The sequence below is a fragment of the Methanococcus maripaludis C5 genome, from assembly GCF_000016125.1.
In the GTDB taxonomy this organism is placed as follows: domain Archaea; phylum AGJL01; class Methanococci; order Methanococcales; family Methanococcaceae; genus Methanococcus; species Methanococcus maripaludis_D.
This window is the reverse complement of sequence record NC_009135.1, coordinates 194614-221276: the sequence shown is the minus strand read 5'-3', so window position 1 is coordinate 221276 and position 26663 is coordinate 194614. Positions and strand designations below refer to the sequence as shown.

Genomic DNA, 26663 nt, shown 5'->3' with positions numbered 1-26663 from the left:
AAATTTATTATTGGTTTTTTAGAGGGGGAATTTATGAAAAGTTACAAAATAAAGCTTTTTTTCACGGGCGATGAGGATAGTGTAAAGACAGAAATTGTTGAAGCTGAAAATCCTTTTGAAGCAAAAGAAATGCTTTTAAAAAAATATGGGGTAGTCACACCAAGAATCAAAGATAAATCTTTTGAAATTCTTTCAAAAATAGAAATATTGGGGTACAATATATTGTAAAACTACAAATAAATTCTTCGATTTTATTCATTTTTGGCTTTTATGATGTGCCTGATTCTTTTTCCAGTCGTTATTTCCGATTTTTCAAGAGTCAATCCAAGTTCCAAAATTTTATCTTCGACAAGTTTTCTTCGCTCAAAAGGCTTTTCTGGAAACATTATTGCAATGATTCCGCCGTTATTCAAATAATTCATTCCTTCCTGAATTATTTTTTGAGAAAATACTTCCCCGTAACTTCCACCACCAATCAATTCAACTTCACTTGCAAAAGCTCCCCCAAAACTTCTTTTCGATGCAACCGAATTATCTGCATAGTATGGAGGGTAAGAAATAATTAAATCGAATTTTTTGTTTTTTAATTCAGGAATATCAAAAATTATTTTTCCTTTTGAATCTACCAGATTTATTTTTGAATTGAGATTATTTTTTGATATGTTTTCTTCTGCAATTTTCAAATAATCAAAAACTGTGTCTGTTGCAGTGACATTACACTCAAAATATTTTGCAATCAATATTGAGATGATTCCCGAACCCGTTCCAATCTCGAGAACCTCTTTAATATCCTCTTTTTCATCAAAAATATTTTTTATAAATAAATATCTGTTAATGGGTGTCGGAATGAGTGCGTCTTCATGAAAATCCATATCTAATCCAAAAACATGTCTTAATATTGCAATATTATATTCTTTCATTGCTTCTTTATTCTTAAAATCGATTCTTGGTTTTCCAGACTTGTAAACTACAAAATCTTTCAACTTTTCATTTACCAAAATTGCATCTTCAATTTTCAGTCCGAGTTCTAGAGGTTCCTGTTTCATGGTTTTCACATTTTATTTTAAAAGGATTGATGGTACAATGATATAAAAAACTATATAATTATGTATGTCGTGTGATACATGATAAAAACAGTATTACGATATTTTAAGTTTATAACATTGACAATATTCAATGGTCTTCGTTAGCTCTAAAACGGCAGGAAAACGGATATTTATAGAACGATTATTTTTTTAAAATAAAGAGTTTAACAGATTAAACGATTAAAACAATATGATTTTTAAGGGTTTTTAATTAGGGCTTTTTTTGAGTTATCGCCTAATTTCACTTACAAAGTATGACTATCTAGTAATAGCCCTGTCGGGCGGAACTTCATAACTTCGGGGCAGGGGGTTACGCCCGACACGGGTGTCGGGCTACCACACCGGGGGAAGGGCTTCGCCCTTCGAAAAGTGCCTTTTGGCAGATTGATTTTATCGGAGTTAAGAATTGCTGTCGCAATTCATTTAATTAAGCTTGGATTTTAACACTCCGGTCAAATGGTTCATTTGCTTTCGCAGGTCTTGACCTGCTCAGACCTACCTGAAAAACCGATGATTGATTTTATTTTTAGGGAGTTCGGTTTTTCGACGGTAGCCCACGCAAATTAGGAATTTCCAGAGGTCAAGCCATGGCTTATATACCCTTTGGGTATATGTCGCCTAATGGCGATTTTTGTGCTTTGGGCAGATTGATTTTATTCCCTTCGGGTTGGGATAACTCCGAAACGTTACAGAAACGTGTAAAAAATAGAAAGTAACTTGATTTTATTTTTAAGAATGTTTTAAATTAATCGCTTTATTTGATTTGGATATGTTTAAAGCAACGATTTAGTTGTAAATTATTTTTTAAATTTTTAGAATATGAATTAGTTTTACTTACTCCATGCCATACCTCAGAAGAAGATTTTAAGGTAAAAATAGAAAGTAATTATGAGATAAAATACGAATAAAGTATAGAATAAAGATTAATAAGTGTAAAAAGAACAGGCTAGGTTTAAAATAGAAATAATTAATATATGACTGAAAAAACAAGTTTAAACGGTAATAATTAAATGCATCTCGATATTCAAAAGACCACTAGAAACCATATTCCGAATTTATCTGGGTGACCATCCCCGTATAATAGATTGTTTCGAGAATATATAAATAATTGCAAAATAAATAAAAAACGCGAATAAATTAATTCTGTGAAATAATACCTACAAGTTCATCAAATTCTTTAAACCGAGTATCATGTTCTTTGTCCTTAAATCCATTATAAAATTCAATATTTGGGGCTTCAACTCCGATATTTACACCCATCATTGAAATAGTTCCTTTTCTTAAAACGTAAGCTTCAATAAAGAAAGCCCTACCATCTTTATCTAAAAGAGATAAATCGGGAGTAGTTGCAATAATAACAGGAACAATAGTTCTTACCATCTGCAAAATCTTCGCAAATGCTTTATTTATTTTAGTTGCTCCATCCCTTTTATAGAAGTATTTAGCGATATCATCAATAAATACGATATCTAAATCCCTTCTACCTTTTAATTTTTCAAAGTCGGCTTTTGTTTTGATAAATACGGATTTTAAACCTAATTTTTTACATTCTTCATGCATTGCAATTAAGTGAGTAGTCTTAAAAGAACCACGTTTTCCATCGATACAGATAGAAAGATGTTCATTATAGGGCTTATACATATCTACAAGTTCAAGTATAGATATTTCCGAATCTGAAAAATCAATTTCTACATCAAAACCTAAACTTTTTGCAAGAGTATGCTCTTTCATCAAACTTAAATCGTATTCACCATATAAAGCCGAATTAACCATTATTTCGTTTCCTCTTTCATTCTTTCATTTTCAAGTGCTGAAATAAAGCTCTTAAATGAGTTTTTATCCCCTGTTGCTTTTATATATATCGGGTAAAGTTCGGGTTTTAAAGAAACGAGTCTTCTAAGTCGGTTAGCCATCCATATTGTTCTAATTTTTTTACTCACTTTTGCCATCGCAGACATTAAAATATCGTTATCTCTTGAAACATATTCAAAGGACATAAAACTATTGACCAGTATTTTCAGTTCCATCTCCGTCAGGCTCATTAATATCATCCTTTTCATCTTTTTTGAATATGTCTATTCCTTTATCAAAGAAATCTTCAATATCTCCGAGAATGTCTGTTGCATTTTCCATTGCGAGAGGGTTTAAATCTCTTGCAATTTTCTCAACTGCCACAGCCGTAAACTCCTGAGCTTTAATTGATTTTTGATATTTTTCATTATAGAACTTTTTAGCCCAGTTATTAACTTCTTCGGCAATTGTTTCAAGGTTATCGTGTAAAAATATTGATTCAGCAACCGTTTTATTCATTATTTTACTGAAATCTATTGTTACAACCCCGTGAATCCTTCCAAAATAATCTTTTACCCAATCAACGAATTTTTCAAACCATGTTAAAATCCTGTTGATTGCAGTTGATTCATTGTAAACTTTTTCTTCAGTATCGTGAAGCTCAAATGAAGTAACTTCATAAAGGTCTTCAAGGTTTCCAGTCATTGGATTTATATACTTAGTAGCGTTTACGTGTGGCATTCTCAAAACCCTAATTTTTCCATCATCCCATCGAACACGAGCAATATCTCTTTCCCAAGATACAGGAAGGATTTTAATATCTCTCATGTTACTTTTAAAATTCATGTACCAAATGTTGATGTATTCGGGCTTGGAAAGCTTAAAACCTAACGAATAACCGATTATTAAAGCTAATGGGTATATCCAGTTGAAATAAGATATTAAATAAAGCAAGTTCCAGTTTGAGAAATCAAAAAACGGCAATTTTAAAACAAATTTCCATTTTTCAATCGTTAATACTTCGTACATACTGAAAGGTAAGCCATATTTAATTGAAAGCATTGCAGCAATTAACCCTACAAAGCCCAAAATTAAAACATAACAGCCTTGTTTCCAGTAATCAATTAACATTCTTTTATAAAGCAGTTCTTTAATTGTTAATTGTCCAAATACTACCAAAAAGGCAAATAAAAAACCGGACTGAAGACTTAGAAACCCTAAAGCATTTGATGAAGCAATATAGAATTTCTGCTGCAAAGTTAAAGGAGTTGCAAACTCTTTTACAATTGCCATGTTTCCACCCTCTTTCCAAAACACAAAACAGAAACGACCCGATTTTAATTGAACTGAGTGAAATTCTTTATAGTTCCTTCCGGGGTCTAAAGTAATCTCGGTATTCCTTTTAGAATAAATATCATATGCGGTCATTGTAACAGAGTGAGAATTTGAGTTATAAATCTCAAAGTTAAGCTCTTTTGTAGTTGTATTATACTTAAAAGAAACTATATCACAGCCGTCTACCGTGTAAATATCACTTCCTGAAGAATCAGTAAAAGAATTTAAAGCTTCATAACTTGAAACATCTGAATAGTCTTCTCCTTCATCTGCATTTACGAAAGGAATTAAAAAAAGCAGGATGAAAAATAGTTTTTTAAAATGCTTCATCTTCCCAACTCACAACCGGGTTTAAATCATATTTTGAAGAATTTTGAGAAATCATTTTATAAGTTATATAACCCGATTTTTTAACTAATCTAAGACCTAAAACGTGTCTTTTTCTTGTTTCGATTCCAACAGAAATAGTTATATCGATATCATCTGAATCATAAGCGATATTGTTAGAATCAAGTATATTTTCAATTGAATCATCAAATTTGCATGAATCCATCATATATTTTATTCTATCCATTGCAATTTCTTTTAATTTAGAATTTACATGATACACACTACTGTCTTCGAAAATATGATTATTTTTTGGAATTTCTGTTATAAATGCAATCATTATATCCCTAAAAAAACATTTTTTCCCTTTTTTCTTCTGCAAATCTTTTTAAAACGCTTACAGCTTCCATAATCATTTTTGGATTTGTAAGTCGGTCATTTGCAGGAATTTCGATTTCAAAAATTAAAATGCCATTTTTGATATGGCTGTAAACTTCAATGTCCATATTATCAACCTTTGACAAATGGAACATTTTTAAACGCTTTTGATAGTTTGAAAGTCATTTTATCCCTTGATTTCAAAAACTCTTTTTGTTACTGCAAACTGGACAGACATATCCACGAGCTTTTTTCATCATTAAAAATCCGCATTTTTCACAAACAAAGTATTTACCAAGAGAGGCTTTTAAGAAGCTCAAAAGATTAGTTTTTTTATAAACTCCCCTTTTGTCACCCTTTTCAATCAATCCACGCTTTAAAAGTCGAGTTCTTAAACCTTGATTATCTGCTGAAAATGTGAGTTCGCCAACGTCATTATAAATCAGGGTCATTAAAAGTTCTTTTTCAAGTGACATGGAAAGGGCAATTTGTTCGACTATTTCGTCATGGTCGAGTTTTACTGGCTTTATTTCGTGAAGTGATAACTCATAGTATGCTAAAACATCATCGATACACATTTTAATCTTGTCTTTTAGTGTTTCGAGGTCAGTTTCACAGAAATAATGAGATGCGAAATTTTTATGAACTGTAAGCTCTAAACGTGCAATTCCTGCCGCTTTTTGGTAAAGCTTCATTTGAATTAAAAGCTTTTTCCAGTTCTTATTAAAGTAAATCGTGTGTGTAAGGTCAGTATATTTTAAAACGGTCTTACAAACAGCTTCATCTGTCAGCCATTCGTATTCAGAAACGTCATTTCCTAAATATTCAAGAGGTATTTCCACAGTTGAGGGTATAACATCAACTTCTTCCAAATCGTAGCCGAATAGTTGATAAATAAGACTTTTATATGCCTTTTTTATCTCATTCTTTACGCTGAGGAATAATTTTGCAAAATCATTAAATATTTTATCCCGATTATCATAAGAAATATCTAAAAAGTTAGTGTCGAAGAATCCGCCAACAGGTTTATCGATTTTATTTTTATAGCGGTAGTATTTTTGGAAATTAATATATACAACAGCTAAATGAGGTTCTCTCATCGATATAGTAATCCAGAAAATAGATTCACCTTCAAAATCGCATAAAGAGAAGTGAAGACCGTTAGAATATCCCTTATGGTCAATCATATTCTGTTTGAACTGCTCGTATTTTATGAAAACATCTTTTCTGTATTTCATATGCTGTTTTTTTGGAAGTTCGACATCTAAATTCTCAATTCCATTTTCTTTGAGGTCTTGCAAAACACCGTTTATCCGGTGCTGTATTTCTGCGGGGTCGTATTTGTTATCATAAACAAATTTGAAAATGTCATGAGAAAATACTGAAAACATTACCCTATCAAGTGATATTCTGGGATATGCAAGGGTAGGCGGTCTTTTCTGATTGTTTTCCTTGATTTTTTCAAGGAGGTTTCTTTTCCTTACGGCTTCATAAGAAACTCTTTTGTGCTCTTCTTCTGTGAGTGCTGGAGGTTTGATAGAAGACACCTTTTAAAAGTTAAAAAATGGATTTTTTAAGCCTTTATTTCTTCATTTTTTGGCTCATCTGAAACAATTTCGCCAAATATGATTAATTTAGCGAGACTTTCAGGGTATCCGAGTTCCTTAACATTTTTCATTATGAAGTCTTTACTGGCCCCTGCTGCAACGAGATTTTTCATGTTGTAGAGTGCTTCAACCATCGAGTAATATTGGATTAACTCTTTTGATTGGGGTTTACTGTTCATTTCAGTTAATTCTTTAAATTCGAGGTAAGTTAATTCCATGTATTTTTTTGTAGAACCGGTTCCTTTTGTTAATGTAACTTTTCCCATCTGTCTTTTTGAAACAACCCAGTCTTTTTTATTCCAGCCTTCTTTGGTTTTGATTGGCTGACCTGTTGCAGGGTCGAGTACATCGACAGCTTCAGAACCTGCAATAAATTTTACGGTCACTAGTCCTGCTTTTTGTTCAACATTTGCTGGTATTTTTGATAAATCCGGTATTTTCATGTTCGTTCACCCTTTTTTCGAGTCTTTTGATTTCTATTCCGGTTAAATTTCTTTTAACCTCGATTTTTTCATAAAATTTAAAATTGTGGTCAGGTAACAGCATTTGATAAAATTCTTCTTCGTGTTGTACTATGCATTTTACAAATTTTTTTGTTTCTTCGTTGAGCCTTTCGCCCGTAATGTTGAATTTTTGAACATCTTTTAGTTCAATTTCGCCTATTTCTCGAATTGTAATGATTTTGGGTACAATTGAAATATCGAGTCTTTTTAGAGTCATTTAATCATCTTTGTGTTCACCTTGAATTTTGATTTTAACCTTTTTTCCAATGTATTTTTTAGGTAAGGTTATGTGTCCGGTGTTTCCGGAAGGTTTAACCGTTTTTTCGATGATTTTTTCTTTTTTCATTATCGCCTCTTTTTTGGTTTTTGTGAGTATTTTTTTAGTGAGGGGTGGGTTGTTACCAACTTATTAACCGTTTCCAGTATTGGTAACAATAATAATTGTGGATATCCGCCTATATAAATGTTTCCAAAATTAGTAACGGATGAAATATTGATAATATTATAATTTATTCAAATGGAAACATAAAATATAACATTAAATAATTACGGAACTTAAAAAGGGGTAAAAATGTTCCTAAAAATTTTATCCAAGTCAAATGCAAAAGAAATTCTAATGCTTTTGAATGAATACGATGAATTATACTTCGGTCAAATTCAAAAGGAATTAGATAAACCTAAAAGTAATTTAAGTAGAATTTTATCAGAATTACAGGAAGAAAGTCTTGTAAACAAAAGAACTGAAGAAACAGACGACGACGGAAGAATTCCTAAGAATTATTATAGTTTAACAAATTTGGGAAAAATGGCTGTTGAAATATATCAAAAAGAAGACAAAATGGTAAAGGAAAAAGAAAAAAAGTCAAATGATTTAACAACCTGCATTATCGGTAACAATAACCAAAATATTGGAAATATAAACATAAATAACAACTTTATGAGCAATAACAGTTTTCAAAAATAGTAAAATTGATATTGATTTTTTTGTTTTTATTGAAATTAAGGTTTATTTTGATTGAATATTGGATATTTATGTTTATTGATTGAGGGAAATTTTATTAAAGGTGTGGAAATGGAGAAACTTCCAGATAATGAAATGTCTAAAATTATTAACAAAATTTTAGATTTAACTTATATTCATGAAAATAAGCTCGAAATTAGAAAAGATAAAAGCCTTTTTGAATTTGAAACTTATTTATCATTATTAAATTATGAATTACTCAAAGATGAAAATATTTCTAAAAAAATAACGGATTTAAAATACTGTACGATGATTTCAAGTGATATTAACAATTTTGAACTTATTCTTGATGTTTTAACTGAACTAAAAACTAAAAACTTGAATAATTATAATGAATTCAAAAATATTCTTGATTTAAAAATTAAATCGTTAAAAAGTGAGTTTAAGCAATATACTCTGTATGAAATGTACATTCCACTAAATTTAAAAACTGAATTCACCATTGAAAAAATAAAATGTAGAAATTTTTGTGCAGAAATTGTGAAATATAGGAAGATAAAAGGGATTATAAATCAGCCAAAATTAAACGAAAGTATCAAAAAAGCCCATGAAATAGACCCGCAATGTGAAATAAATGTGAATTTCGATGAAAGTGAATTTTTAAAAATAACTGTTAATAGTCAGACAGATGCCCATGCATGCCTAACTGCACGTAAAATTCAAAATTTATTCATTGGCATGGTTGCATATGTTATTACCAAAAATTCAAGCTACAGAACACTTAAAGGCCCAACCGAAGCCATATTCCCAATATATCCGCAAATAATGATAGAAACAATAGGTACCCAATTTGTTACTGTATTTGTGGGAGACATAACCCGTAAAAGAATACCAAAAGACTGTATTATACCTATTGAAAAGTTTTATGAAACAGAATTAAATTATTTAATCCAATTCTATAATTCAAAACGTCCGGATATTCAAAAAAAACTAGAAGAAATATTTACAAACTATGCTTGCGGGGTTTATCAAGATAAAAAGACGGATTCCTTTTTTAATTTATGGGTGGCATTGGAACGAGCAACAATGGTGTCCGATATAGGAAAACATGACATGATCCCTAAAATTTCAAAAGCATTATTTAATGAAAGAAATCCATTATATGCCCATGTTATTGAAAATCTGTATACTGTTAGAAACAATTTTATTCATGAAGGCGGATCTATTTCCCAATATGATAGAAATGCACTAAAATACTGTGTTGATAATCTGATTGAATTTTTAATAAAAGAGTTAAATTCGTATTCTCTTAATGAAATAAAAACAATTTATGAATATTTAACCAAAAATGGTAATAATTTAGAAAACATTCAAAAGACCATTGAACATGTCATAGAATTAAAAAAGAATTGGAAAGGGGAAATTTCAGAAAAATAACCATATTTTTAAATTTTAATAACCATTCCAATTAAATTCAAAAATTACTCTTTTTTTAAATTTTAATAAAATCCACGATTAAACCTTTAAATTATTTATACGATTTTTAACAAATGGATATCCATTCAGGTTTAAAATGATAAAAAAGGGGTTTTGATGACAATTCGTAAAAAATTAGTTATTTTATTTGGAATTATTTTTTTAATGGTTTTAGGTGGAGTTGTAACCGTTGCAGGTCTTTTAATGATTGCTCCAGCCGAAAATAATTCAAATTCAGAAAATATTGTTTCATCTACTGTTTCAACTAGTAACCAGAATAACTCTGAAAATGTAAAAGCAGTTAGTGAAAAGTATATTTTAATAAACCGTAGTGCGGTGTCTTCATATTATTTTAATTATCTCTATGATAGCTTCAGGTTTACAAAATATGCAAATCCTGATAAGGAGTTTATGATAGTTAGTTTAGAAATTGAAAATTATGGATATGACGAATTTAAAGTTAATCCGTATAATTACAAGGTTGTAGTAGATAATGTGTCATATACTCCAAGTTATTTTAACTACAATATACCGGATCTTTTAAAATCGGTAACTTTGAAAAATGGCGGTAAAACTTACGGGATATTGGTCTATGAACTTCCAGAAAATTCAAGATGGTACCATATTGAATATACTGGATCAGTAGGTTATAAATTAAAATATGGGGATTTAATCCTTGAAAAAGAAATAGTTGAAGACGATGAAGAGGTCATACTGTCCCTTACAAACGATATTGATACCGGATTTGAAGAAAGTGATTTTTCACATTATTACGAAGGATCGCTACTGAATGAAAGTACATTATACCTATATTTTGAAAGAACTAATTATCTGGACGAAGAAGACATTTTAAAAGAAGTTAGGAATATATTAATTGAAACAAGGTCTTTAATAATAGATAGCAGTTATGATAAGCCAGAATATGTATATTTGAAATATAATTACGACTATAATCATCAGGGCAGTACAAAATATTCGATAAATTTAACTTGGGATGAAGTTTACGGAATAAAAATAATGCAGTCATCAAAATTCAATGAAAAGTTAATCATTGAATAAAAATTTAATTTTTAAACTTTTAAGGGTCAAATATGTTACTTGAATTGTTAGCTAAAAATCACGTAAAAGAAATTCTTTATCAGTTAGTTGATGGAAAAATTGAATACTCCAGTCTTAAAAAAGAAATTAAGATAGATAATAGTTATTTAAAAAGTATATTAAATGAATTAGAGTCTTGTAATTTAATTTTAAAGCACGAAAAACGGAAATATTTAATAATTACGAAATCTTATTATTCACTTACTGAAAAAGGCGTGCATTCCATCAGATTATACGAATTAGAAAAGAGTTTGATAAGAAAAAAAGAAGGAAGAAAAATAATAAAAGAATTTGATATAGATATTCCTGTTTATTATTTTGAAGACGGAGAGATGAAAAGTTTCCAGATGATAGGATTTGGAGAAGTTGAAGTTATTGAATAAAAAAGAGTATTTGAAGTTATTTTGTAAATTTTGGTTATAGGTAAGGGGTAGTGTTCTACTAAAAAGTAGACCCTTACCAAATAATTAGTTTATTTCAAATATATTTTAACAGTTATTTTAACTATTACGGGTAAAACAACTGCCAACACTAACAAGGCGGTCAAAAAAATCACCTCCTTTATTGTCTATACCTTGGCCCTTTCTTTTGAGGGAAAGGGGTAATTTATCATTTAAAAACTTAATATAAATAATAATGCCATACATTGAGTAAAAACTGAATGATTTTTACTCCCTATTTAAGTAAAAAATCTTAAAAAACATTACCGAAATTTTTCAATTAAGTAATTTATAAATATCAGATTATGAAAAGTATAATATAACCTCTGAGGTGAGATACATATTCAGTAGTGTGAATGTGTTTGGACGAGGTTTATTTTGGATATTGACACGACAAGGCGTAAAATATCAACTCCTTTGTCTATACCTTTTAAAAACTCTTAAAAATTTAAAAAAGAATAATTTTAATTCATTACACGTAAGAATTCTCTTTTTAAAGATTCCTTATTTTTGTGTAAATAAATCGAAGTTGTTTTTATGTCTTCATGACCCAAAATTAAAGAAAGGGTCTTTAAGTCCATTCCCATATCTATGCAGCGTGTTGCAAATGTATGTCTTAAGATATGCGGTGTAATTCGAAAACCTATTTTATTTTTTGAAACTTCGTTTAAATAATCTGTAAAACTTACAAGATGTGTTAATCGTATAGGATTTCCAAGCCGGTTTACAAAGAAATGGTCAGATTTTGGAAATTTTGAATCTCTTTGAATGAGCCAGATTTTAAGATAAGAATACAATTCATTATCAATGAATACATATCTTTCTTTCCTGCCTTTTCCTAAAATTCTAATGGTTCTTTCATCCATATCTACATCATGGATTTTTAAATTTCTAAATTCGCTGTTTCTAACTCCAGTATGCAGGAAAAACATAAGAAATAACCGATATTCATATTCAAAAACATTTGAAAGTAAATAATTGGTCTGTTCTTTTGTTAAATATTCCCGTTCTTTTTTGCTTTTTCTTAAAGTTACGAGAAACTTTTCAACAGGATTTCTAAGAAAATAATTTTCACTAATTCCCCAATTATAAAATAGGGTTAACCGTGAAAGATATTGAATTTTTGTGTTTTCAGAAGATTCATGTTTTCTGTAAAACTCTATCACGTCTTCAAGAGATATTTCATCAAAAGTTTTGTTTTTGTGAAATCTCATAAAAATTCTGATTCCAGAAATGTTTGTTATAACTGTTTTATCTGAATGTCCTGATCGGAAAGCCATATAGTTATCAATTATTTTCTGGTCTTGTTCTTTAAATTTAAATCCATCATAAATCCTCAACTATCTCACCTATTCCGAATTTTCCAGTTTTTGGATTTAAACGGGCTCTTAATGTGTTTCCATCCCTTTCCACATATTCATCAAATATGGGATTGGAATTTACAAGTTCCCAGAAAATATTTCTTTTAAATTCATTTTCACGAACTCCAAGATATTCGCCGAGTTCTTCAAAGGTACACCTTTGAGGGTATATTCTTGACATAATATTGAATATTTGAGAAAGCATATCTTGCCGTTTCTCATTTGTTGAAAGCACTTTTAATTCTGAATTCATATCTGAAAGAGATTTGACAAGTTTATTGTTTGATTCATCTATGTTTGATTCAATACTGTCGAATTTATCAACAATTGAATTTAATTTATTGTCAAATCCCATTAAGGTTTCTAAAATATCTTTTAATTTATCATACATTATCATGCTAGTTCTGGCATATTCTGAAGTATTTTCAAAACCATTTCTTTTTGCCATTTTAGTAAATTCTTCTTTTTGTTCATCGCCCCTGCAATATACATATATGACGGGTCTTGACATAATTTCACCATGAATATGGCATCGATATTACGAATGTTATTTTATGCTGTACTTAACCACAGATAGTATATTGTACAAAAAAATATTTAACAAATACGGTTGAATGTTACCTTAAGTAATTTTGGAGCGATATTATGCAATTTGTTCACATGGCGGATAATCACCTAGGATACCGCCAGTACAACCTTGATGAGCGGGAAAACGATATTTACGAATCATTTTTAGAATGTATCGATAAAATTATTGAGATAAGGCCTGATTTTGTAATTCATAGCGGCGACTTATTTGAAAGCCCTCAGCCTCCAGTAAATGCAATAAGATGCACAATGGAAGGTTTTTTAAAATTAAAGGAAAAAAATATACCAATTTATTTAATTCATGGAAATCACGATATCCCAAAAAGCCAACAGAAGGGAAAACCGTTTGGAATTTTGAAAAAAATACTTGGAAACAGTTTGTTAACTTTTGGAAAAAATAAATCCCATGTTTTTAACAACGAAGTATTCATTGGAGGAATTGAATACGTATCCCAAAATAAAATTCCAAAAACTTACGAAGACTTGGAAAAAATCAGTTTTGATTCTAAAAATTATAAAAAAAAGATACTTTTATTCCATCAAAGCGTGAACCCATTTATCCCGCAAAGCTTTGAAATGCAAGTTACGGACTTTCCTGAAGATTTTAACTATATTGCTGGAGGTCACATTCATCAAAGGGCCTTAAAACCAATCAATGAGGGAAATTCTGTATTTTCTTATGCAGGATCCACTGATATCATGTCAGTTAGCGAAGTTAAAGATTACAAACAAAATGGAAAAGGATTTTATTTAGGGGATTTAAGCGGAGATTTCGATATTAACTCGATTCAAAAAATTGATGTTGAATGTAGGAATTTCTTGATCGATAAAAGAATTAAAAATGAAAATGATTACGAAAAAATAATTAAAGAGCTCCAAAATATTCAAAATGAAAAGAAAAAGCCAGTTTTATATTGCGATATCGTTGAAAATTTATTTAATTCATTTAACGATGAAATTACTGATTTAACACTTTACAAAAGGATAAGCAGGATTGATGAAAATCTTGAAGAATCATTTAATATTAATGAAAGCAGCATTGAAGAAATATTTCAGGAATATATTAAAAACAAAGAAATGGATGTAAATTTCGTGTATGGGCTCTATAAAAAGCTTTTAGAAAACGATGAAGATTCATTGCTTTACGTAAATGACTACTTTAAAGGTAATTACTACGGGGGCGCGTTTGATGATTATTAAAAATATCAAAATGGAAAACTTCAGAAGCCACAGAAACACCTCGATAAATTTTAACAAAGGAATAACTTCAATAATTGGCCAAAATGGAAGTGGAAAATCGTCAATATTTCAGGCAATGAATTTTGCACTTTTTGCTCCGCGTGGAAACAATTTTAGGATTGAAAATTTAATGCAACAGGGCTCTGCATCTTTTTCTGTAGAATTGGAATTTGAAATGATGGGAAATATATATCTTGTAAAAAGAAAAAGGTTTCAAAATAAAACAGATGACAAACTATACGTTAACGGGAAATTAAATGCTGAATCTGCATCGGAAATAAACAAAAAAATAGAAGAGATTTTAGAAATAGATAACAGCGTATTTTCAAATGCAATATACATAAAACAGGGCGAAATTGCAAATTTAATCCAGATGACTCCGAGAGATCGAAAAGAAGTTATCGGAAAGCTTCTTGGAATTGAAAAGTACGAAAAAGCCTCTGAAAAAATGAATATTGTAAAAAAAAGCTACGAAGAAATGCTTTTTAAACTTGAAGGGGAGCTCGTCCAAGAACCTGAAATTTTAGAAAATCTTGAAAAATTAAAAAATGAAGTTTCTGAATCTGAAATTTTAAAAGAAGAAATTTTGAAAAAATATGAAAATCTTGAAAAATTAAAACTTGAAAAAAATTCAGAATTAATTTCAATGGAAGAAAAATTTGCTGAAAATAACCTGTTGAAAGAAAATTTAAAGGATATTATTTCAGAAATCAAAAATATAAATTTAGAAATTCAGAATCTTGAAAACTCATTAAGTTCAGTAGTTGAAGAATCGGAAAATTTATTTAAAAACGAAGAAATTTACAAAAAATACTTAGAACTTGAATTAACGATTAAAGAACTAAATACTAAATTAATAAGTCATAAATCAGACTACGAATCTTACAATAAATTAAAAACAATTGTAGAATCTTTAATAAACGAATTAAATATCTTAAAAGAATCGTTAAAGGATAATAAAAAAAATCCTGATGAATTAAAGGAAAATTTAAACGAAATTGATAAAAAAATTCAGAAATTGGACGGTGTAAAAGAAAAAATAACAGAACTTAATTTTATTGAAAAACAAATTTCTGGAATAAACGATCACAAAAAAACGGTAGAAACACATTTTGATTCTTCAAAACTTTACGAAGATCTGATTAAAACTTTTGACGGCCTAAAGACTAAAAAAAATAGTTATGAAAATCTTTTAAAGGAAAAAAATGATCTTGAAAAAAAACTTCAAAGTGCTATTGAAGAAAAAATCAAATTAATTTCTGAATTAACTGTTTTTGAAAAAATAGAAGAAAAAATAAATCTTGAAAATGAATTAAAAGAAAAATATGAAGGTTTATCTGAAAAAATAGATAAATTAAATGAAATAATCACAAAAAAAGAAAGTAAAATCTTAGAAACTAAAAATTATAAGCTGGAACTTGAAAAAACCAAAGATTCGTGTCACGTCTGCCAGTCCAAAATAACTGAAGAAAAAAAACAGGAATTACTCAAAAAATATACCTCTCTAATTCAAAATGAAGGTTTATCAATTGAAAGTATCAAAAAACAGCTTGAAGTTATATTAAACAAAAAAGAGCAGCTTAAACTCAAATTGAATGAAATTGATTCATTTAAATCAAAATACGGGGAATTAAAAGAAAAAAAGAATTACCTTTTGAAAGTTGAAGAGTCGATAATTGAAAATACTCAAAAATTAAACGAATTAACTGAACAACTCAACGAATATTCTTCCTTAAACGATGAAATAAAGTTAATTGAAAATAAATTAAACGATTTAGAAGAAATTTACAAAAAATATACATATTCCGTTCAATTTTTGACTAAAAATGATGAATCTGAAATTTTAAATAAAAAATCTGAAATTTTAAAAATTATCGGAGACTATGATTATTTAAAAATTAAAAATGAGAAAGAATCCCTCGAAAATTTAAAAGATGAATTAAAAATAATTATTTCTAATTTAGAACGAGAAAATAAGCTAAAATCAGAATTAAAAGATATTCAAGATAACATGTCTTCAAAAATAGGAATTGTTGAATGTTACATTAAATGGGAAACTGAAAAATCAGCTTTTGAAACTAAAATATCAGAATATAAAGAAAATTACGAAAAATATATGGAAAGTTTAGCAGTTCTTAAAAACCATTCCAAAATATATTCTGTAGAAATAAATGAATTAAATGAGTTTTTAAACCAGAAACTTGCTGAAAAACAGAATATATCTAAAAAACTCTTAGAAAATAGAATAAATACTGAAAAAAATATACAAATTGTAAATTACAGTCCAGAAGTGCATGAAAACGCTAAAAAAGCTTATGAATCCATAATCAATAAATTTAATGATATATCCATAACTTTAGAACGAATAAATTTTGAATTAAAACTTAAAAATGAAAATATAGTTTATTTGAATGAAAAAATCCAAAACTTGGCGAATAAAAAAGAAGAAAGAAGGAAAATTGAAGAATTTAAAGAGTATCTCGATAAAATAAAAAGGGAAATATTCTCAAAAGATGGTTTTCAAAAGTATTTAAGAGAAAAGTATATTCCGTTAATTCAAAGGCATACAAACCAGATTTTTCAGGAATTTGAACTTCCATATTCCCATATTCAATTAAAAGATGACTACAGCTTGATAGTCGATGGCCTTCCAGTTGAAACATTGAGTGGTGGAGAACAGATTGCAGTTTCCCTCGCATTAAGGCTTGGAATATCTAAAGCAGTTTGTAACAATATTGAATGCATCATATTAGATGAACCAACAGCGTATCTCGACGAAGATAGGCGTAAAAACCTTTTAAATATATTCAAAAACATAAAAACAATAAACCAGATGGCGATAATTACGCACCATCAGGAACTCGAACAGATTGCAGATAACATTGTAAAAGTTAGAAAAATCGGCGAAAATTCAAAAGTATCTTTAGAATAGGTTAAAACAATGTACCGAGTAATTCCAGACACCAACTTTTTAATTTATGCATTTAAACAGGGCATAAATTTCGAATACGAATTAAATAGCGCTATTGATAGAGGCTACAAAATATTCATTATGGATTGTGTTTTAAAAGAACTTGAAAAATTAAAATTAGAATTTAAAGGAAAAGAAAAGCTTTCTGTAAATTTAGCACTAAAATATGCCAAAAATTTTGAAATTATCGAATATTCAAACGGAAAATATGCAGATGAAATGATTATAAATTATTCTAAGGAAAATAAGGATGTAATAATCTGTACTAACGATAAAAAACTAAAAAAAGATTTAATCGATACTGGAACCCCAGTAATTCTTGTAAAACAGCATAACCACTTTGAACTTCAGGGTTACTTAAAATAAACGTGAAAAAATTAGATTAATACTTAATGTAATCATATTTACAAGATTTATTTTCCATTGTTATTTTTAAACCAATTTTAGCAGGAATTACGGGAATATCAATTTTTTCTGAAATATATTTCGCTTCTGAATCTGGATCGGTCATTTTCATTCCCATGTGATACATTGTGAGCATTTTTGGCTTTTTATTCATCGAATTTACTACTTCGATTATATCATTTGAACACATGTGGCCAGGTACTTTTTGACATTTAACGCGAATTACGTTTGCGATTAAAAAATCTATACAATCAAAATCTTCAATTAATGAATCGATATATTCTGAATCCGAAGTATAACCGATTAACCCATCATCTGTTTCTATTTTACAGCCAATTGTTTCAGGATCGTTGTGTTTTGTTTTTGTCGCAGTCAATTTCCAAGTTTTTACATTTAATTCATCATAAGGCTTTAAAACATGCCTTTCACCAACCCTAGATTGGTGGTAGGTTGAAATTCCTTTTTCAAACCTGCTACTTCCATTTAAAACCGAGTTGTTACCAATCAAAATTCCTTGCTTTTTGGTCATTCCTTTAGTCATTGCTTCGATGAGGTTTTCGGCATCAGTATAGTGGTCCGGATGACAGTGTGTAGAAATTATTGCATCTGTTTTCCAAGGATTTATCCCTAGTTGATTCATCCTAACTAATGCACCTGCTCCAGAATCAATATGCATATTCATATCTTCAGAATGAATTCTAAAACCGCCAGTACCTTTTACTTGAGTTATGCTCTCCCATCGGCCCCCCCCGCCCCCAAGAAATATTATCTCTAACAAAGTTGATCACTACTCGATTGTTTTAAATTCAACGTTATTGTAAATCCCATTAACTTCAACTATTTCATAAGGATAGACGATTGCCCGATCAGAAATGGTTTCAGGCGTTATTTCTTCGATGTAAACGATTAATACGCCATTTTTCAATTTTATCAAATTAATTTCTATGATATTGTCAGAACCTAATTTTTTACCCATATAAACTTCGATAATGGTTTTATCCCCAATTATACTGCTTTCATAATGCTTGTAAGAATCCCCGTAAATTCCAAATTCTAATATCTTAAATGATATCGATTCGATTTCAGAAGAATCGTCGGATTCAGTACCATTATTCAATTCTACTCCAATATTCGGATTTTTGGATGAAGTATTGTTTAAAAATAAAGTTTCGTTTGATTCAGTAGTGATATTGTTTTCGATACAACCACTAAAAATAAGGACTGCCGAAATTAAAAAAATAAACGAATATTTCATTTCTTCACTTCCCATATCTCCTTTCACGTTTTTGATATTCTCGAATGGACCTCAAAAAATCAATTTTTCTAAATGTCGGCCAGTAGGTTTCGCAAAAATATAGTTCTGAATAACATGATTGCCATGTTAAAAAATTACTTATTCTCTCTTCACCAGATGTTCGAATAATTAAATCAGGGTTTGGCGATGGAAGGTTGCTCGTGTATAAATTTTTAGATATTAATTCTACAGTTATATCTTCAATACCTATTTCGTTAATTTTTACCTGTTGTGCAATTTTTTTGACACTATCAATTATTTCCTGCTGCCCGCCGTACGCAATTGCAAAATTAACAAAATGATTAGAATAATCCTTTGTTTCATCTTCTGCATAACTAATTGCTTTTTGAACATGCTTTGGAAGCATCTCCCTTCTTCCAATAACACTTACACGTATTTTATCTCTGTGGGTATTCGGATGATTTGCAATTTCAATAAATTCTCTTTCAAAAAGATCCATCAAAACTTTTACTTCATGTTCTGGTCGATTAAAATTTTCTAAAGAAAATGCATAGAGCGTAATAGTATGAATTCCTAAAGAAACACACCAATCTATAACTTCATGAACCTTTGAAGCTCCTAAATTATGGCCGAGTTCAGGATTTTCGCCCAATTTTTTTGCAAGTCTCCTGTTACCATCCATAATTATTCCAACGTGTTTTGGGAGTGGGCATTTAGAAATTTTTGATTCCAATTCCTTTTCGTAGAGTTTTAATGCTCCAAATTTGCTCAAATATTCATAAAATTTAAATAACGGCAAAGTACCACCAGAGTTTTTAAAAACCTTCTTTTAAAAATTTAACCGCATTATAATATCTTTTAGAAGATCCACTTCTACTTGTATCTATAAACTTAATATTTTCACTATTTAAAATAATAGCACCAAATCCTTCCATATTACAAACAAGCGCAAATGCCCTAAATAAAAGATTTCCAGAAATTCCGTCTTCTGAAAGAATTATGTTATATCCATCTTTTAGATATTCTTCAATTAAAATTCCCTTGTGTTCAATTTCTAAATTTTCAAAAATATCTAAAGAGTTAACATGTTTTAAAAGATCTTCAGCTTCAAGTATAGAATCATCTATTTTTTTACTTCTTCCAATATCTGAAAGCCGTCCTGCAGATAATATTCCTATTTTTGGAGTTATTCCATTTGATTTTAAAAATTCAGATGAATATTTAATTATTTCTAATTTCTCGTCGAACCTTATTTCAGGACTTTCAGAAATTTCATCTATTCCAACTGGGGCGAGTATGAAAATTTCATTGTTAAACGGGTTTTTTAAAATAGATGCTCGGTAAAATTTCCCGATTCTTTTTCTTAAAATTGGAATTAATTCACTAGATGAAAGCGAACCCCTAACTGCACCACAATATCGATTATTAATCAAACCATCAATTAAAATTTCAGGATTTTCCACTAATTCAACTTCTATTCCTTCTTTTTTTAGGTTTTCAGCTGCAATTAGCACTTCATCTCGATTTTTACCGATACCGATAGCATACATGGTGTCCACCATACCCAATAATATTAAAAAAATAATATTTCACAAAATATAATAACCAACTATATATCGATTTAATTACATACAAAAACATGCAGTAGTGAAGAAAAGTAAAAAAATTGTTAAGGTAATTATTTCATTGCTAATTTCAAATCGTCTGCTTTAACAGTTTTTCTGCCTGCGTGCTTAGCTAAACTAACTGCTTCTTTAGCTACGTCAACTGCAATTTCTTCTAATGCTTCTGCGAGCATTACTGCTGCATCCCTACTTACTCTTTCAGCACCTGCGGATTTGAGGATTCTCTCCATTGGTGCAACTGGAAGTTCTGCCATAGAATCACCTTCTTTTCTTATTACAAATTAAAATGGTATTCTTCCAGTATTTATAATTTTCCTAAAAAATCGTATTCTTTTTTCAATTACAAGAGATAATCAGTTTGTAATTCAAAATATCTGGATGATTCATTTAAATTTATTCATTTGAATATCCAAGTAATAAATAATCCGAAAAAAAGAAGCATATTACTTAAATGATCCAATTACTCGATATTCCAAGACAATTCCGTCATCCAATGGATAATAATTTTTTAATTCTAATTTTGTACATTCTTCAACGTTTTTGAACCCCTTTCCATCAACATATGTTGGAGAATTTGCCCCTCCAAATACTTTTGGAGCGATATATACCCTAACTTCGTTTATCAAGTTTTCTTTAAACATTCCCCAGTTTAAAGTTCCGCCACCTTCGAGAAGAATTTTATTTATTCCCATTTTGTAAATTTCGTTCATAATTTTTCTTAAATCAACTTTTTGAACCCCTGCCTGCAATACCATAATTCCCATTTCTTTTAATTTTCTGATTTTTTCTTCTTTTTCGTCCGAAATTGGCGTTGTTGTTGCGATCACAGTTTTCGCGTCTTTATTTAATACTCTTGCATTTAATGGAACTTTTAAATTGCTGTCAACCACAATTCTTAAGGGATTATCTTTTGGCGATGCATTGATTTTGTGAACTGTGAGCCTTGGATCGTCTTTTAAAACAGTTCCAATTCCCACCATGATTGCATCTACGTCCTTTCTTATTTCGTGAACCCTTTTTAAATCGTTTTCACCAGAAATTCTTGAATCATTTTCTATTGTGGCCAGTTTTCCATCTAAGGTCATTCCAACATTTGATATAACATAAGGAATCATGATATCACTTAAATCGCTATTAATTGTAATTCTTCTCGAAATATACGGGTATAAGCTTTCAATATCTTTTAAATCACCGCGAGAATACTTAATTATCTCTTTTCTGATCAAATTATTTACTTTAATTCCCCTGCTTTGAAATTCTTCCATTATATTTTTAGCATAAACCCTACCGGCTCGATCAAAATCGGTTAAAAGTATAATTTCAGGGATATTTTCTGCAATTAAATCGTCTGCTATCTGAAATATAGGAGTATTTGAAACAGTTATAAAATTAGCATTTATTTTTAAATTTTTCAAGGATAATATATCATTTGGACCTTCCACCAATATCGGAATTCCTTTTTCAGCCAGTAATTTTAGATCATCAATTATTAAAAGGAGTTTTTCTAAAGATTCCTGCTTATCCATCTTTTCACAAAATAAAAATAGTTAAATTTAAGGCATTGGTAAAGGAAGAGATTTATGTTTGTTTGTTGTAATTCTAAGCATTAATTCTTCTATTTTTTCTAGAGAAATACCTAAAAATTCGCAGATATCTTCAATTTCCTTTCCTTTTTCCATTAAATCCAAGAGTTTATCGAGAGTTTCATAAGAAATTCCAAGTTCGTCCTCGTCAGTTTGACCATCCCAAAGTCCTGCTGAAGGTGCTTTATCAATTATCTCTTTTAGAACACCAACATGGCCTGCAAGCTGCCTTACTTCGGTTTTGAAAAGGTTACCAATTGTTAAAAAGTCGCTTCCAAGGTCCCCATATTTCGTACCGTAGCCCATGTAAATTTCTGATTTATTGGAAGTTCCTGCAACAAGGTAGTTTTTCTTGTTTGCGTGGTAGTATACTTCAGTCATCCTGATTCTTGGTTTTAAATTTGCATCGACACGTCTATCAAACTCTTTTCCTTCAACGTATCCGCCTGCACCAAATGCAACCAAGACAGGAGTTATATCAAATACCGTGTAATTAATTCCAAGAGTTTCTGCAACGAGTTTTCCATACTTTTCGTCGTCAGGATTTGAATTTTTTTCCGGCATTATTACTCCAAAAACATTTTCTTTACCAAGAGCTTTTACCGAAAGATATGCTACAAGGGCGCTGTCTATTCCGCCACTGAGCCCCACTACAACGCCTTTTGCGTCTGCATTTTCTACCTGTTCCCGTATAAAATCACGGATATTGTTTGCGAGTTCTTCCAACTGTTCATTTGTTCTTATCATGCTAATACCTCTTAATTAAATTAAGAAATCCCGGTACTTAAATATTAACTCGGTTGCCTTACGTATATCTGAACCTTGCATTTTTGCTTCATCAAGATATACCTTCGATAAAGTATTTGTAATCATTCTAGGGGTTGATTTCCACATCTCTGAATGAAGCATCAAGTCATATGCCCTTGCTTCGTTTTCTTTTAATCCATATTTTCTATAAGGTCCATTATGGGGCATGAACGTTGGATTTTTATCCATCCCAGTAGTCAATACTTCATTACAGAGTTCAGTTCTTGGAATTGGTTCTGCAGCACTTACAAAAACATCATCAAGTTCTGCATCGACAATAAAATCTTTTGTCATTAAAAAATCAACTTCTTTTTCTTTTGGATGTCCAACAATAAAACTTCCAGCAACTTTTACTCCGCAGTCTTTTGCAAGCTCAATTGCTTTTAAATTTTTCTTTGTATTGGTTCCTTTTTTCATTGAATTTAAAAGTTTATCACTTCCACTTTCAATTCCGTAGAATACCCATCCAATTGAATAATTTTTAATGGCATTCAAAACCTCTTCGTCAACGTAGTCAACCCTCATGTCTGGAACAGATAAATTCCCCCTTCCAATTATGTTTGAAACGCTTTCAATCATTTCTATAAATTTATTTTTATTTACCGTGTTTTTAAAGTTATAGAGGCTTCCAGTACCGCCACTTATTGCAATTCTTTTAACACCATTTTTTTTAAGCTCTTTTACTTCTTCAATTATTAATTCAATTGGTTTACTTCGAATATCTCGCCCAAAAAATTCTGGAACCTGGCAAAACGTGCAGTGTCCAAGACAACCCCTGTGGGTTTCAATATATACATTTGCACCCCTTACGTTTTGAGTTTCTATATCTTTTGGAACGTAAATCTTTGAAAAATCCAAATCTGGCTTTGATTTTGGTTTATTAATTATTATTTCACCATTTTCAAGATATGCCAATCCTTCAGTACTTCCGTTAATGATTTCAGGAGTTTTAATTTCGCCTTCACCCAAAATTACCCCATCAATGTTTAATTCACCCAATATAATCCCAGGATACGCTGAAACTGGGCCTGCAATGTAAATTTTTATATTTTTAGATTTTAAATAGTCGATTGTATCTTTAATCACTGGATCGACAATATTTAGCGTAGAATAAAGGCTAAAAATAACTATATCGGATTTTAAAAAGAGTTTCTTGTTTTTTATATCCTTTGTAAGCTTTACGTTATGGTTATGCTTTTCTTTTAAAATTCCGCCGACTAGCATAGCGCCGTAAGTGTATATATCTTTAGAATAAATTGTAATTTTCATGATCTCTACCACATGTTCACAAAAATAGGATAGTTTCCGGATAAATCAAATCTTCTTTTTATCATTAGTATTGCGTCTGCACCGTCATCGTAATAATTATAGAGAACTTTTCTATCAACATAATTTCTCTTGTAGTAAAATTCTCTCGCTTTTTTGTTATCGAAACGAACCTCTAAAACGCAGTGTTTTGCATGGCACTCGTTGAATAAAAAGTTTTCAGTAGCACTTAAAAGGGCGTTTCCAATTCCATAATTTTGGTAAGCTGAATCAACCGCAATCGATACAACATGCCCGTTTCCCCATTCCATCAATGCAATTATATATCCAACAATTTTTCCATCTTCAGTTTCTGCTACCAAAAAACCGTCTGGAAATGACGTGTATATGTGCATCATCAAAAATTCCGGATAATTTTTATCAAAAGATTCTTTTTCTATTTCCATTACCCGTTTTAAGTCATGTTCCCGGAATTTTCGTATATTTATAATCATTATAAGTTCACCATTCGGTTTCTATCCGAAATTAGATTTGATATGATATATCATTAAATAAATTATTAAAATTTAACGCAAAATAAAGATTTTCAAAAGAAATTAAATTTAAAAATTAAAAAAGAATTGAATTTATTTTTCCATTTTTTCAAGAATCATTTCAGCACATTTTTTTCCAGAAAGGTACATTCCACCAAAGATTGCGCCCATTCTGTAACCTGCGTGGTACGCATTTGCGGCCATTCCACAAACATACAATCCAGGGAATATTTCTCTAGTGTTTCTTGTGAGCGAATTTTCACCTTTTTCTGCCCACATGGATTTTTCACCAGGAACTTCGATTCCAAGGTCTTTATTCTTTCTAGCAAGTGTGTGAACTGCTGAAGCATCGTGTCCTGTTGAATCTATCACGTATTTTGCACTGATTGTGAGTGGGTCGATATGAAGTCCTGCTTTTTCAATTGCGTAAGATTGAATAACAACCCCTGCAATTTTATCTTCTTTTAAAATCAAGTCTTCTACCACGATTCCAGTTAATATTTTTGCACCTGCATCAATTGCTGCAACACCTAATTTTGCAGGAACTTCTACTGAATCTGCGGTGAATAATTCATCTTCCCCATCAACTTCATCCAATTTAATTCCTGCTTCTCGTAATATTTCATCTGCAGGTTTTTCTACGACGATGTTTGGAAAGCCCATTCCTCCGCCCCAAGTTCCACCACCAAATGAAAGGTGTCTTTCGAGAACTACGGTTTTAACTCCTTTTTGAGCCAAATATTTTGCAGCTGTAAGTCCACTTGGACCTGCACCAACAATTACAACGTCGACGTCAATTACATCCATCCACATGTTAAAAGTGGACTTCAATATCGATTTTGTTACTGCTACTTCATCTGCCCTGAGCTTTCCATCCATGTTTTCACTCTTTTGTTTGAATTTTTAAATTTTTATTGTTAGTTTTTTTATTTTTAGATTTGATTTTGTTTTAGAATTTCAAAATCATATATTTAAATCAATCATTTTTGTTTATATTGTTCAATACTATTTAATATTGAAGAAATAATCATTTCCCGAATATTTGGAACATCTTCTTCAAGTGACTTCAAAACTTCATGGGATTTTTTCCTTATTCCATCCCCATTATGCCTACTGTAAGGACATTCATCCTTGTCTTTGTAGTATTCGATGTCACATTCGACTAAGGCCTTTACAATTTTTTCTTCTGAGACATTGAGCATAGGTCTAATCATACAGCAGCTTTTAAGATTTAATTTAAAATCTTTAAAGTCCACATCTGTCTTATTGAAATTTTTAATCGGCTCTAGTGCCTTTATTACATTTCCTTTAAATATATTTGCCATTATTGTGTCAGAATTGTCCTCTAACGTGTGACCTATTGCAATTTTTACATTTGAATCGCTTTCAAAGTTATTTTTTGCATAATTAGTTAAAACGTGTCTTCTAACCATTGAACATGAGAAACATGGTGAATATTCAATTCCTTTCGTGTTTTCTGAAAGTATTTTTGACATTTCAACGACATTTCCATCATGCGCAATTATTTCATGGGGAATATTTAGGTTTTTACAGTGTTCCGAAATCATTTTCACGTTTTTGTTACTTTCTGTCCATGGCCGTATTCCATTTATATTTAAATCAACGGTTACTGCATAAATTTGAACTCCGTATTTTCGACGGTACGGTTCTAAAAGGTGCAAAAGTGCAAGGCTGTCCTTTCCACCACTTAAACCCACGAGTATTTTATCTTTTGGAGAAATAATATTATTTTTTGAAACATATCTTCCCATTCTCTCCGAAATTTCTTCAAAAACTCGAGAATAAACAACAGGAATTTCAAAATCCATTTCAATTTTTCTCATTTTTTCCTTTGAAAGTCTCGCCAAACCTTTGTTTCCCACAATAATTTTATCGTTCCTTATCGTTAAATATGAATGATTGCAATACTTTTTTAACTCTTTCAAGTCTATCATGAATTCACCAAAAATCATCACATAAATATAACATAATATATAGGCATAATGTTTGAAAGTATTTATTTGGAATG

The 26663-nt window shown here is 30.2% G+C and carries 31 protein-coding genes and 1 pseudogene; 8 read left to right on the top strand and 24 right to left on the bottom strand.

From position 1 onward, the window contains the following. Positions 1-33: 33 nt before the first annotated feature. Entirely contained in the window at positions 34-228 is a 195-nt protein-coding gene (locus MMARC5_RS01280; RefSeq protein ID WP_011868028.1) for a hypothetical protein, read from the top strand. Positions 229-251: 23 nt separating this feature from the next. Here MMARC5_RS01280 and MMARC5_RS01275 read toward each other — a convergent pair whose 3' ends face one another. The 10 genes from MMARC5_RS01275 to MMARC5_RS09560 form a co-directional block, all read right to left on the bottom strand. Next, on the bottom strand, positions 252-1046 hold the full coding sequence (locus MMARC5_RS01275; protein ID WP_011868027.1) for an RlmF-related methyltransferase: 795 nt from the start codon (positions 1044-1046) through the stop codon (positions 252-254). Positions 1047-2222: 1176 nt separating this feature from the next. Further along, on the bottom strand, positions 2223-2858 hold the full coding sequence (locus MMARC5_RS01270; RefSeq protein WP_011868026.1) for a hypothetical protein: 636 nt from the start codon (positions 2856-2858) through the stop codon (positions 2223-2225). Continuing rightward, positions 2858-3082, bottom strand: a complete 225-nt coding sequence (locus MMARC5_RS01265; RefSeq protein ID WP_011868025.1) for a hypothetical protein — start codon at positions 3080-3082, stop codon at positions 2858-2860. Before MMARC5_RS01265 ends, MMARC5_RS01270 begins: the two co-directional genes overlap by 1 nt. A gap of 4 nt (positions 3083-3086) precedes the next feature. Continuing rightward, positions 3087-4541 (bottom strand): hypothetical protein, encoded by a 1455-nt coding sequence (locus MMARC5_RS01260; RefSeq protein ID WP_011868024.1) that lies wholly within the window; start codon positions 4539-4541, stop codon positions 3087-3089. Further along, positions 4528-4878 carry a hypothetical protein gene (locus MMARC5_RS01255; protein ID WP_011868023.1) on the bottom strand — a complete coding sequence of 117 codons (351 nt, stop codon included), beginning with the start codon at positions 4876-4878 and terminating at the stop codon, positions 4528-4530. Before MMARC5_RS01255 ends, MMARC5_RS01260 begins: the two co-directional genes overlap by 14 nt. A gap of 7 nt (positions 4879-4885) precedes the next feature. Continuing rightward, positions 4886-5044, bottom strand: coding sequence for a hypothetical protein (locus tag MMARC5_RS09625; protein ID WP_011868022.1), 159 nt, complete (start codon positions 5042-5044; stop codon positions 4886-4888). A gap of 72 nt (positions 5045-5116) precedes the next feature. After that, complete coding sequence (locus MMARC5_RS01250; protein ID WP_011868021.1) at positions 5117-6463, bottom strand: hypothetical protein; 1347 nt, start codon at positions 6461-6463, stop codon at positions 5117-5119. A gap of 26 nt (positions 6464-6489) precedes the next feature. After that, the gene (locus MMARC5_RS01245; protein WP_048058433.1) at positions 6490-6966 is read right to left on the bottom strand and encodes a hypothetical protein; all 477 of its coding nucleotides are present in this window, start codon (positions 6964-6966) and stop codon (positions 6490-6492) included. Next, positions 6926-7243, bottom strand: coding sequence for a hypothetical protein (locus MMARC5_RS01240; RefSeq protein ID WP_011868019.1), 318 nt, complete (start codon positions 7241-7243; stop codon positions 6926-6928). The genes MMARC5_RS01245 and MMARC5_RS01240 overlap by 41 nt, the downstream gene beginning before the upstream one ends. Further along, positions 7244-7372 carry a DUF2080 family transposase-associated protein gene (locus MMARC5_RS09560; RefSeq protein WP_011868018.1) on the bottom strand — a complete coding sequence of 43 codons (129 nt, stop codon included), beginning with the start codon at positions 7370-7372 and terminating at the stop codon, positions 7244-7246. 225 nt (positions 7373-7597) lie between these two features. Here MMARC5_RS09560 and MMARC5_RS01235 point away from each other — a divergent pair, with 225 nt between their 5' ends. The 4 genes from MMARC5_RS01235 to MMARC5_RS01220 all read left to right on the top strand — a co-directional run bounded on the left by MMARC5_RS01235 (position 7598) and on the right by MMARC5_RS01220 (position 10944). Continuing rightward, positions 7598-7990 carry a helix-turn-helix domain-containing protein gene (locus MMARC5_RS01235; protein ID WP_011868017.1) on the top strand — a complete coding sequence of 131 codons (393 nt, stop codon included), beginning with the start codon at positions 7598-7600 and terminating at the stop codon, positions 7988-7990. 108 nt (positions 7991-8098) lie between these two features. After that, complete coding sequence (locus MMARC5_RS01230; RefSeq protein WP_011868016.1) at positions 8099-9424, top strand: hypothetical protein; 1326 nt, start codon at positions 8099-8101, stop codon at positions 9422-9424. A gap of 156 nt (positions 9425-9580) precedes the next feature. Continuing rightward, positions 9581-10522, top strand: a complete 942-nt coding sequence (locus tag MMARC5_RS01225) for a DUF4352 domain-containing protein (RefSeq protein ID WP_011868015.1) — start codon at positions 9581-9583, stop codon at positions 10520-10522. A 32-nt stretch (positions 10523-10554) separates the two neighbouring features. After that, on the top strand, positions 10555-10944 hold the full coding sequence (locus MMARC5_RS01220) for a winged helix-turn-helix transcriptional regulator (RefSeq protein ID WP_011868014.1): 390 nt from the start codon (positions 10555-10557) through the stop codon (positions 10942-10944). Positions 10945-11465: 521 nt separating this feature from the next. On the opposite strand, the gene MMARC5_RS01215 is transcribed toward MMARC5_RS01220, so the two are convergent. Together MMARC5_RS01215 and MMARC5_RS01210 are read right to left on the bottom strand one after the other, a co-directional pair. Next, entirely contained in the window at positions 11466-12341 is an 876-nt protein-coding gene (locus tag MMARC5_RS01215; protein ID WP_011868013.1) for a tyrosine-type recombinase/integrase, read from the bottom strand. After that, a complete protein-coding gene (locus MMARC5_RS01210) occupies positions 12328-12873 on the bottom strand; it encodes a hypothetical protein (RefSeq protein WP_011868012.1) in 546 nt (181 codons plus the stop codon). Before MMARC5_RS01210 ends, MMARC5_RS01215 begins: the two co-directional genes overlap by 14 nt. Before the next feature lie 134 nt (positions 12874-13007). On the opposite strand from MMARC5_RS01210, the gene MMARC5_RS01205 reads away from it, so the two are divergent. The 3 genes from MMARC5_RS01205 to MMARC5_RS01195 are packed head-to-tail and all read left to right on the top strand — an operon-like array spanning position 13008 to position 17526. Then, complete coding sequence (locus MMARC5_RS01205; RefSeq protein WP_011868011.1) at positions 13008-14150, top strand: DNA repair exonuclease; 1143 nt, start codon at positions 13008-13010, stop codon at positions 14148-14150. Further along, positions 14140-17121 (top strand): AAA family ATPase, encoded by a 2982-nt coding sequence (locus MMARC5_RS01200; RefSeq protein ID WP_011868010.1) that lies wholly within the window; start codon positions 14140-14142, stop codon positions 17119-17121. Before MMARC5_RS01205 ends, MMARC5_RS01200 begins: the two co-directional genes overlap by 11 nt. A 9-nt stretch (positions 17122-17130) precedes the next feature. Continuing rightward, positions 17131-17526 carry a PIN domain-containing protein gene (locus MMARC5_RS01195; protein WP_011868009.1) on the top strand — a complete coding sequence of 132 codons (396 nt, stop codon included), beginning with the start codon at positions 17131-17133 and terminating at the stop codon, positions 17524-17526. A gap of 16 nt (positions 17527-17542) precedes the next feature. On the opposite strand, the gene MMARC5_RS01190 is transcribed toward MMARC5_RS01195, so the two are convergent. The 12 genes and pseudogenes from MMARC5_RS01190 to MMARC5_RS01140 form a co-directional block, all read right to left on the bottom strand. After that, positions 17543-18343: an MBL fold metallo-hydrolase gene (locus MMARC5_RS01190; RefSeq protein ID WP_011868008.1), complete on the bottom strand. Its 801-nt coding sequence runs from the start codon at positions 18341-18343 to the stop codon at positions 17543-17545. A 9-nt stretch (positions 18344-18352) separates the two neighbouring features. Then, the gene (locus tag MMARC5_RS01185; RefSeq protein ID WP_231288454.1) at positions 18353-18820 is read right to left on the bottom strand and encodes a protease complex subunit PrcB family protein; all 468 of its coding nucleotides are present in this window, start codon (positions 18818-18820) and stop codon (positions 18353-18355) included. A gap of 4 nt (positions 18821-18824) precedes the next feature. Next, positions 18825-19619: a polyprenyl diphosphate synthase gene (gene uppS, locus MMARC5_RS01180; protein ID WP_011868006.1), complete on the bottom strand. Its 795-nt coding sequence runs from the start codon at positions 19617-19619 to the stop codon at positions 18825-18827. Positions 19620-19635: 16 nt separating this feature from the next. Continuing rightward, a complete protein-coding gene (mtxX, locus tag MMARC5_RS01175; protein ID WP_011868005.1) occupies positions 19636-20370 on the bottom strand; it encodes a methanogenesis marker protein Mmp4/MtxX in 735 nt (244 codons plus the stop codon). 128 nt (positions 20371-20498) lie between these two features. Then, a complete protein-coding gene (locus MMARC5_RS01170; protein ID WP_011171291.1) occupies positions 20499-20699 on the bottom strand; it encodes a histone family protein in 201 nt (66 codons plus the stop codon). 189 nt (positions 20700-20888) lie between these two features. After that, positions 20889-21560 (bottom strand): 2,5-diamino-6-(ribosylamino)-4(3H)-pyrimidinone 5'-phosphate reductase, encoded by a 672-nt coding sequence (locus tag MMARC5_RS09820; protein WP_048058544.1) that lies wholly within the window; start codon positions 21558-21560, stop codon positions 20889-20891. Between the two features lie 39 nt (positions 21561-21599). Beyond that, positions 21600-21971 (bottom strand): annotated as a pseudogene (locus MMARC5_RS09815) (toprim domain-containing protein); the annotation flags it as partial. Between the two features lie 27 nt (positions 21972-21998). Further along, complete coding sequence (locus MMARC5_RS01160; protein WP_011868003.1) at positions 21999-22775, bottom strand: NAD+ synthase; 777 nt, start codon at positions 22773-22775, stop codon at positions 21999-22001. Between the two features lie 15 nt (positions 22776-22790). After that, positions 22791-24104 carry a methyl-coenzyme M reductase glutamine C-methyltransferase gene (locus MMARC5_RS01155; protein ID WP_048058432.1) on the bottom strand — a complete coding sequence of 438 codons (1314 nt, stop codon included), beginning with the start codon at positions 24102-24104 and terminating at the stop codon, positions 22791-22793. A 5-nt stretch (positions 24105-24109) separates the two neighbouring features. Further along, entirely contained in the window at positions 24110-24595 is a 486-nt protein-coding gene (gene rimI / locus MMARC5_RS01150) for a ribosomal protein S18-alanine N-acetyltransferase (protein ID WP_011868001.1), read from the bottom strand. Positions 24596-24727: 132 nt separating this feature from the next. After that, positions 24728-25513, bottom strand: coding sequence for a sulfide-dependent adenosine diphosphate thiazole synthase (locus tag MMARC5_RS01145; protein WP_011868000.1), 786 nt, complete (start codon positions 25511-25513; stop codon positions 24728-24730). A 101-nt stretch (positions 25514-25614) separates the two neighbouring features. After that, the gene (locus tag MMARC5_RS01140) at positions 25615-26589 is read right to left on the bottom strand and encodes a tRNA lysidine(34) synthetase (RefSeq protein ID WP_011867999.1); all 975 of its coding nucleotides are present in this window, start codon (positions 26587-26589) and stop codon (positions 25615-25617) included. Between the last annotated feature and the right edge of the window lie 74 nt (positions 26590-26663).